Below are 9,004 nucleotides of genomic sequence, written 5' to 3'. Positions count from 1 at the left end.
TTCTGCTCCTGCGTCTCGAAACCGGGAAGAATTCCTACTTGCTCTCGAGCGTGGCCAACGACTCGAGTCCTCTCAGTACCTCGGCGTCCGGAATACCGAAATCGATCAGGCAGGCGATTTCGTCGACGCCGATATCGCGCAATCCCGCGATCATGGGCTGGGCCGAGTCCGGCGTGCCGAACAGGCCGTTGTTGCGGTAGTAGCGCTCGAAGGCGAAATCCAGCACCTTGGCGCGCGATTTCTCGTCCAGGCTTTCCAGGGCATCGGAGCCGCGCCGCCAGAGATCCACGGAATCCTGGAGATAACTCTTGAAGGGTCCCTCCACGGTCTTCCGCACCTGCGCCTCGTTGTCGCCGACGAAAGTGTGCAGCATGACGGTCACCGTGCCCTGATCGATGCCGTGGCCGTGCCGGGCCCGCGCCTTCCGATAGGCCGCGATTTTCTCCGCCAGCTCGTCGACTTCCTGGAACAGCAGCGCGGTAAGCACATTCACGCCGAGCGCTCCGGCCATTTCGAAACGCTCGATGCCGCCGCTGCAGGTGAGCCAGGTCGGCAGCGCGGGCTGCACCGGCGCGGGGAATATCCGCACCGGCCGTTGTTCCCCGGCGCCATTGGGCAATTCGATCGATTCGCCGCGCCAGAGCCGCTGCACGGTATCGATACCCGCGCGGGTGACTTCCACGCGATCGGCGTAATTGTGGCCGGCCAGCACGAAGTCGTCGACATTCCAGCCGGTGGCGAAGGCCAGATCCACCCGCCCGTTCGACAGATTGTCGACAACGGACCAATCCTCGGCGACCCGCACCGGATTGTGCAGCGGCAGAACCACACTGCCGGCGCGAATACGCACCCGCTCGGTACTCGCCGCGAGCGCCGCACCCAGTACGGCCGGATTCGGGTACAGCCCGCCGAACTTGTGGAAATGCCGCTCCGGAATCCAGATGCCGTCGAAGCCATGGGTATCGGCGAAACGGGCGCTCTCCAGCAGCAGCCGGTAACGGCTGTCGTCGTTCTGCTGGGCGTCACTGGAGAAGAACAGCAGGCTGAATTTCATGCGGGGATCGGCGGGCGCATCGCCGGCTTGGCGCGCGTTCACCTTGGCCGCGACATCGGCCAGGGTCAGGCCGTCGAAGATATCCTCGGCGGTGATCTCCGTCTGGAACCGGTCCTCCAGCACCGTCATCAATTCCGCGGCCTGCACGGAATCGATACCGAGCGAGGTGAGCGGCGCATGCGGGTCGACCGATTCGCGCTCCAGCCGCGTGGCGGCCCAATTCACGAAGTAGTCCAGCACGTTCGCGCCGTCCGGCGACTTGCTCATATCGCGCTCTCCTGAAATACCGCTGCCGATGAGTAATGTTCACGCAAACGCTGCCGCTGAATCTTTCCGCTGGTGGTCTTGGGCACTTCGCCTTTCCCGACGAAGACGACCCGGTGCAGGCTGATGGCGTGGGCGCGGCTGACGATGTCACGGATCGAGCCCGCGAGGGCCTCGCGCTCCTCCTCCGGGGCGTCCGTGAGTTCCTGCACCACCATCACCCGGTCCTCGTTGTCGATGCTCGCCGCGAAGACCGCGCAGCCGCCGGGCCGCAGGGCCGGATGGCTGGACACGATGGTGCGCTCGATGTCCTGCGGGAAGATGTTCCGCCCGTGCACGATCATCAGCTCCTTGATGCGCCCGGACACGTACAGCTCTCCGTCACTGACGAATCCGAGGTCACCGGTCCGCAGGTACCGCTCGCCGTCCTCGCCGAGGATCTGCGCGGCGAAGGAGCGCTCGTTCTCGGCCGGCCTGTTCCAGTACCCGGCGGCAATGCTGGTACCGCGCAGCCAGATCTCGCCGACCCGGTTCTCCGGGCACCGCCGCCGGGTCTCCGGATCGACCACGGCGAGCAGTTCGCGATCAACTGGACCGGTGCTCAACAGTTCTCGGCCGCGCGGCAGTTCGACCGCGGCGCCGCCCTCCAGATCCGTCCCCGAGAAGCACCGGGAGCGCGCGCCCGCGCCGGGCCGGCCGCCGCTGACATACAGCGTCGATTCGGCCAGGCCGTACATCGGCACGAAGCTCTCCGGGCGAAAACCGCTCACCGCGAACGCGTCCGAGAAATTGCGCAGAATATCGGGATTGATCGGCTCGGCGCCGACGAAGGCGATACGCCAGCCGCTCAGGTCCAATTGTGCGGCCTCGGCCTGGGAGACGCGTTTCAGGCACAGTGCGTAGGCCAGGTTGGGCCCACCCGCAACGACATTCGCCTTCCCGGATATGGCTCGCAACCAGGCGAGCGGATCGCGCAGAAAGGTCATAGGGGAATGGATGGTGCTCGGCATTCCCGCGAACACCGGCAGCAGCAGTCCTTGAATCAGCCCCATGTCATGGTAGGGCGGCAACCAGGAAACGATCGAGTGGTCCGATCCGAGGCCATTCTTCGCGACGATGAGTCCGAGGTTCTGCATCAGATTCCGGTGCAGCACCATGACGCCCTTGGGGTCGCCGGTGGAACCGGACGTATATTGCAGAAACGCAATGTCATCCGGGCCGGGCGCGGTATCCGGGCGCAGGCCGAATCCGCCGGAACCGGCCGTGCCGCTGTCGATGATCCGAATGTCCGGTCCGAGTTGCTGACTGGCGATCTGCGCGACCGACGGTGGCGCGATCGCCGCCACCGCGCCACTGTCCCGGATGATCGTGCTCAGTGTCGCCAGTTGCTGCAACGAGAATGGAAGATGAACCGGCACCGCGATTCGACGGGTCGACAGGCAGGCGAAGAATGCCTCCATGAACTCCCGGCCGGGCGGGCACAGAATGACAACCCGGTCACCGGGAACGGTCGCTTCCTGTACATGTCGCGCCAGGCCGGTTACGCGCTCCCACAAGTGACCGTAATCGACCACTTCCCCTTCATCCCGTGAGCTCGCGAACGTGAAAGCGGTTCTGCGCGGGTTCTCCGCAACTCGCGCAGACAAAATGTCTACCAGGGTGAGGGGGTCGTGCGTTGATTGCCGGACATTCATACATACCTCCGCTGAGGGAATGACAGAGCAAAGCTAGTGCCCAGTCAGAAATCTCATCCGGCGACGCGCCGGTACGGAAACTGTCGAGACTCCATCTTCGCATTGTCCGGACGAAGATCGGCTGACCAGGCGTTATTAGCGTGTCCTGCACTGCGGCACGCCGTATGGATGGCATCATCATCGCCGATCTGCGGTCCGGCCTCGTCATAGAAGACTGTCCTCCCGGAGGAATGGAAGCCAGATGCCGAGTGTTGCCACGGAAGTCGCCGAACGGAACACAGCAAGCGAAATCACGGGCCGTCCGCGTCCGGGCTGGGAGCCTTTGACACGGATCGCATTCCGGTTCTGCGTCGCTTACTTCGGGCTGCTCTGCATGCTCTTCGCGCAGATCCTGGTGGTGTTCGCCGGACCGCTGTATGCGTATCTGGCGGCCGATGCCATCGGCGGGCAAATGGACTCGATAGATAAGTTCGTCCGTTTTGTCGGAAACCATGTGTTCCGCACCGAAGTCGCCCCGCTGCGCAAATCCTACAGCGGCGATCAGGCCCCGGTCTGGGTGCTGATCTGCTGTGTAATCGCCGCCGCCACCGCGATCACCGCGGTCTGGTCGATCCTGGACCGGCGGCGCACCGAGTACATCCGGTTCCACGCTTGGTTCCTGACCTTCATTCGTCTGTGCCTCGGCGGCCAGCTGCTGTGCTACGGCATGGCCAAGGTGATACCGCTGCAGATGCCCCGGCCCACCCTGATCACCCTGCTGCAGCCGTACGGGGACTTCAGCCGGGCCGCGGTGCTGTGGAACCAGGTGGGGACGGCGCCGGTTTACGAAATGCTGTTGGGCACAGCGGAAGTACTGGGCGGCCTGCTCTTGTTCTCACGGCGCACCGCCACGCTGGGCGGACTGGTGAGCCTGGTGACCCTGCTGCAGGTTTTCGTCCTGAACATGACCTTCGACATTCCGGTCAAGCTCCTGTCGTTCCACCTCGTACTGATGTGCCTGTTCATTCTGACTCCTCAGGCGCGACGCCTGGCGAATATCCTTGTGCTGGAACGATATTCCGAGCCCGCCACCACACCGCGCGGTTTCCGCGGTGAGCGCGCGAATCGAATTGCCGCCCTCGCCACGGCCGCGCTCGGCATCTGGGTGCTCGCCGGTGGCGCGTGCATGGCCTGGGAGGGCTACCGCATACAAGGCGACGGCGTTCCGGCGCCGCCGCTGTACGGTATCTGGAACGTAAGCGCGTTCACCATAGACGACCGTCCACTGCCGCCGCTGACAACTGATGAAATCCGTTGGCGGCGAGTGATTATCGACACACGGACCGCCGCCTACCAGAAAAAGGACGATTCGTTCATACCCGCCGTGGCGCAGGTGGACACCGCGGCCGGCACCCTCACCCTGTCCGCGCCGCCGGACACCGGCACGGCCGCGCCGGGCCGGTTCCCGCCCTACACATACGCTTTCACCTTCGAGCAGCCCGCACCGGACCGGCTCACGCTGCACGGGCACTTCGAGAACCGACCGGTCACTATCTCACTGCGGCAGCAGGATCCGGCCGATCTTCCCCTCCGCGGCAACGGTTTTCACTGGATCCAGGAGTATCCCGATACCGGCAGACTGTTCCGCTGATCACGCCTCTTCGCCCGTATCCGACGGCTCGGGAGCGGGGTAGAGCCGATGAATGGTGAGCGCGGCGGCCAGCAGCCGGGAGTCATTGGGGTCACTGGGATCAAGACCGGTCAGTTCGGCCACCCGGCGCAACCGATAACTGAAGGTATTGGGGTGCACGTGCACCACCGCCGCGGCGGCCTTGCGATCCGAACCGTGCCGGATATGCGCGTCGAGCGCCTCGAACAGATGCGGGTGCCGCAGGATCGGGGCGATCCGCTCGGCCAGCCGATCCCGCGCCGGACCCGGCCGGGTGAGCTGGTATTCGAGCAGCAGATCGTCCAGGCGGTAGACACCCGTCGGACCCCCGAGCAGGCGGGCCAGTTCGGCGAGATCGGTGGTCTGCCGGGCCGCGCCCGGCAGCTCCGCGCGCTCGACATCGTGCGCCTCGGCAATGAAGACCTCGGCCCCGAACTGCTCGGCGAGACCGGCCGCCAGCCGTTCGAACGGCCCCTGCCCGACCTCCGCCGCCGGCCGGGATCGGCTGGGCACCAGCGCGATTCCGTGCGCGCCGTCGAAGGTATTGAGCGCCGTCTGGCCGATGAGCGCGTCCAGGGCCTGCTGGAACTGCCGGATGCGGCGGCGGGTCACCATGGTGTCGGCGAGCATGACCAGCGGGCCGGGCCGCAGATGGAAGCTGAGCACGTCGTAGCGCTCCTCCACCGCGATATCGCCGCGCGCGGCCAGCTCCTCCACCGGCGCGCCGCGCAACAGGGCCGCGCACAGGGTGCGCCGCGCCTCGCGTTCCACGGTGTAGATGGACTGCTCGACATCGGAATGCACCTCGGAGATGGTGATCGTGATGTGCATGAGCGCCTCCAGGACGCGCTGGCCGATCGCCACGATATCGGGCAGTTCGTGGGGTTCCGCGGTCCCGGCGATCTCATCCCAGAGGTAGCGGGCGCCGGCGAACAGCCCGGTCATGAGCTGGCGCAGCGGAACCCGGTCCTCGGCGTGCCGCTCCACCACCGGGACCACGTACTCGGCGACCTCCTCGTTGCTGATCACGCGTCGTTCCTCGATGGCCCGGATGAAGGCCACCGCACCGCCCAGCAGGCTCGGCATGACATCGGCGAAATGGTCGGCGGGCAGATTCTCGGCGCCGGGCACCGCGTCGAGCGCGGCTTCGAAGATCCCGGCGGCGATCTCGGGCAATCGCGGCTGTATACGGGCGAGGACGGACGAGTCGTCACCGAATGACGGAACCAGGGCGAGCATATTCCGATTGTCACCGGAGACAGAGTCGAGCACCAACCATTGTGTGCGAAATACCAATCACCACAGCATCATCCCGGCATCATTGCTGGTCGTTGTCACACCAAGCGGTTGCTTGGCATGCGGCACAGCGGTTTTCGAAGGCCTACAGCGCCCTAGTTTCACGAGTGTGAAATGCCAATCAATTCTTGTCACCGAATACAAAGCAGTTCTTTATCTTTCGCTATCCAGTCAATTCCCGGTTAGGCTCGGGTAGTGTCCATCTCGACTTCTCGAATCGTGTCCGTGGACGATCTACCGGGGCCCAAAGGATGGCCCCTGGTCGGCAATCTCCCACAATTGACGCCATCCCTGCTGCACCGCCAATTCGACGACTGGTGTGACGAATACGGGAAGATGTACCGGGTACGTATGGCCGGCCAGCGCATCGTGGTGGTCAGCGATCCGGACCTCAACCGGGAAATCCTGCGCGACCGCCCGGGCGGCTTCCGGCGGCAGTCCTCCATCGAGTCCGTCATGGACGAAATGGGGTCCAACGGCCTGTTCTCCCTGGAGGGCGACGCCTGGCGGCGCCGCCGCAAACTGGCCATGCCCGCCTTCAACGCCACCCACCTGCGCGGCTTCCAGCCCACCCTGGAGACCATCACCGAGCGCCTGCACCGGCGCTGGGAACGCCGCTCCCCCGCGGACATTCGCGCGGACCTCACCCGTTTCACCGTCGATGTCACCGCCAAACTCACCTTCGACTACGACATCAACACCATCGAACAGTCCGGTGACGTCATCCAGCGCCACCTGGAACTGATCTTCCCCATCCTGAACCGGCGGCTCGCCACACCGTTCCCCTACTGGCGTTATGTGAAACTGCCCGACGACCGCGCCCTGGACCGGGCGCTCGCGGCGCTGCGCCAGGATCTGACCGCCGTCATCACCCGGGCCCGCGCGAACCTCCCGGAACGGCCGTCCAACTTCATCGAGGCCCTGCTGCTCGCGCAGGACGGCCGCGGCGAGTTCACCGATGACGAGCTGTTCGCCGAGGCGCTCACCATTCTCATCGCGGGCCAGGACACCACCAGCAATGCCATGGCCTGGCTGCTCTACCACCTGGCCGCTAAACCCGATGTGCAGCAGCGCATCCGGGAGGAGATCGAGGAGATCCCGTCCATCCTCGACCGGCAGCCGTACCTGGAGGCCGTGGTCGCCGAATCCATGCGCCTGCAGCCCACCACGCCGCTGGTCGGCCTGGAGGCGATCAGCGACACCACCATCGACGGGGTGACCATCCCCGCCGGCACCTGGGTGGTCGTCAATGTCCAGCACGCCGGACTGCAGCCCGAGAACTTCAGCGCACCGGAGACTTTCGACCCCGAGCGCTGGCTGCGCGAGGGCCCGGGCAACCACCGGCCCGACGCCTCCACCCCCTTCGGCTCCGGCCCCCGGTTCTGCCCGGGGCGGGGCCTGGCGATGCTCGAGATCAAGAGCGTCACCGGCATGGTGTGCCGCGGCTTCGACATCAGCCGCACCTACGGCGCCGAACCACCCAGGGACCGTTTCCATTTCGCCGTCATCCCGGCCGGCATGCGTCTGGATCTGACGCCCCGGCCGGCCGGGGCGATCCGTTCCTGACCCCTCGACAACGTAAGGACCCCGCATGGCAATCACGAAGCTCTCCGCCACCGACGGCGTCTGGCTGTCCCTCGAATCCCCCGATATGCCCATGCATGTCGCGTTCCTGCTGGAATTCACCGCACCCGACGGCGACGCCGCCCGCTTCGTGCGGCGCTGGCGCGCACAGGTCGTCGCGCCGATCGCGGTGCCGCAACCGTGGAACCTGGTACCCGTCGGCGGCCCGCTCACCCGCCTGGTGGCGCTCATGCGCGAAACCGCCGAAGTCGATCCGGCCGACCACATCCGCACCTGGCAGCTGCACCGCGGCGGCGACCGCCGCGAACTCACCGAACTGGTCTCGCGCATCCACCGCGAACAGCTGGATCCGTCCCGCCCGCAATGGGAGATCCACCTCATCGAGGGCCTGGCCCCCGACCGCTTCGCCCTCGTCCTCAAGGTGCACCACAGCCTGTTCGACGGCGCCTCCCTCATGCGGCTCTTCACCGACACCTACTCGACCGACCCGGCCGACCGCGACACCCCGAACCTCTTCACCATCGGCCGCGTCAATCCCGATGCCCCGGAACATATTCCGTCTCCCGGACGATTCCGCACCTGGCTGGCCACCCTGCTCGGCGTCCTCCACCTGATCCGCGGCATCGCCACCGCCGGCCGCGACGCCCTCCGCCGCACCCGCGGCCGCTACACCGCCCAACGCGCCTACCGCCAACCCCCTTCGGTCTTCGACGGCCCCATCACCGGCCGCCGCGACCTGTCCCTCCGCCGCTACGACCTGGGCCACTTCAAGCGCCTGGCCAAAGCCGCCGACTGCACGATCAACGACATCGTGCTCTACCTGGTCGGCACCGCCCTGCGCGACTATCTGACCGAGCACTCGGAACTCCCCGACGTCCCGCTCACCGCAGGCGTCCCGATGGACCTGCGAGAAGGCGACGACGACCGAGTCGGCACCCGGGCGGGCATGATGTTCACTTCCCTGGCCACCGACATCGCCGACCCGCAGGAACGCCTCGCCGCGGTACGAACCGCCATCACCGCCGCCAAACAGCAGCTCACCGCCCTGCCGCCGAATGCCGTCATCGGCTACGGCCTGGCCGTCACCCTCCCTTGGATCATGGGCCTCACCTCGGGCCGCCCCGAGACGCCCGCTTCCCACCCGATGGGTATCTCCAATGTCCCCGGCCCCCGAAACCCCCTGTACTGGAACGGTGCCCGCCTCGAATCCCTATACCCAGTCTCACTCCTCATGCACGGCAACCCCTTCAACGTCACCTGCGTCGGCTACCTCGACGCCCTCCACTTCGGTGTCCTGGGCGCCGCCGACAAACTCCCCGCGATGGCGTACTTCACCGACAGCCTGGACACGGCCCTGGACGAGCTGACCGTCCTACTACTGCCCGCCGAAGAGCGAGCCCTGCCCTCCGCAGGATAGATCCAGGACAAAAGACAACGCTCCCGGTCCATATGGACCGGGAGCGT

6 protein-coding genes are annotated in these 9,004 nt (G+C 66.0%); 3 read left to right on the top strand and 3 right to left on the bottom strand.

Annotation, left to right across the window (positions count from 1 at the left end; genetic code table 11):
• Window positions 1-34 precede the first annotated feature (34 nt).
• Together ACH438_RS23625 and ACH438_RS23620 are read right to left on the bottom strand one after the other, a co-directional pair.
• On the bottom strand, window positions 35-1,321 hold the full coding sequence (locus ACH438_RS23625; protein WP_397008651.1) for a MupA/Atu3671 family FMN-dependent luciferase-like monooxygenase: 1,287 nt from the start codon (window positions 1,319-1,321) through the stop codon (window positions 35-37).
• Window positions 1,318-3,012, bottom strand: coding sequence for a fatty acyl-AMP ligase (locus tag ACH438_RS23620; protein WP_397008649.1), 1,695 nt, complete (start codon window positions 3,010-3,012; stop codon window positions 1,318-1,320). Before ACH438_RS23620 ends, ACH438_RS23625 begins: the two co-directional genes overlap by 4 nt.
• A 322-nt stretch (window positions 3,013-3,334) precedes the next feature.
• Here ACH438_RS23620 and ACH438_RS23615 point away from each other — a divergent pair, with 322 nt between their 5' ends.
• A complete protein-coding gene (locus ACH438_RS23615) occupies window positions 3,335-4,642 on the top strand; it encodes a DoxX family protein (protein WP_397008647.1) in 1,308 nt (435 codons plus the stop codon).
• On the opposite strand, the gene ACH438_RS23610 is transcribed toward ACH438_RS23615, so the two are convergent.
• Entirely contained in the window at window positions 4,643-5,899 is a 1,257-nt protein-coding gene (locus ACH438_RS23610; RefSeq protein WP_397008645.1) for a PucR family transcriptional regulator, read from the bottom strand.
• A gap of 282 nt (window positions 5,900-6,181) precedes the next feature.
• Between ACH438_RS23610 and ACH438_RS23605 the strand changes: the two genes are divergently transcribed.
• Both ACH438_RS23605 and ACH438_RS23600 read left to right on the top strand, forming a co-directional pair.
• The gene (locus ACH438_RS23605; protein WP_397008643.1) at window positions 6,182-7,522 is read left to right on the top strand and encodes a cytochrome P450; all 1,341 of its coding nucleotides are present in this window, start codon (window positions 6,182-6,184) and stop codon (window positions 7,520-7,522) included.
• A 25-nt stretch (window positions 7,523-7,547) separates the two neighbouring features.
• Entirely contained in the window at window positions 7,548-8,957 is a 1,410-nt protein-coding gene (locus ACH438_RS23600) for a wax ester/triacylglycerol synthase family O-acyltransferase (protein WP_397008641.1), read from the top strand.
• Window positions 8,958-9,004: the final 47 nt, after the last annotated feature.

Origin of the sequence: Nocardia sp. NPDC020380, from assembly GCF_044386975.1 — a bacterium.
Taxonomy (GTDB): domain Bacteria; phylum Actinomycetota; class Actinomycetes; order Mycobacteriales; family Mycobacteriaceae; genus Nocardia.
This window is presented reverse-complemented; position numbering and strand designations above follow the sequence as displayed.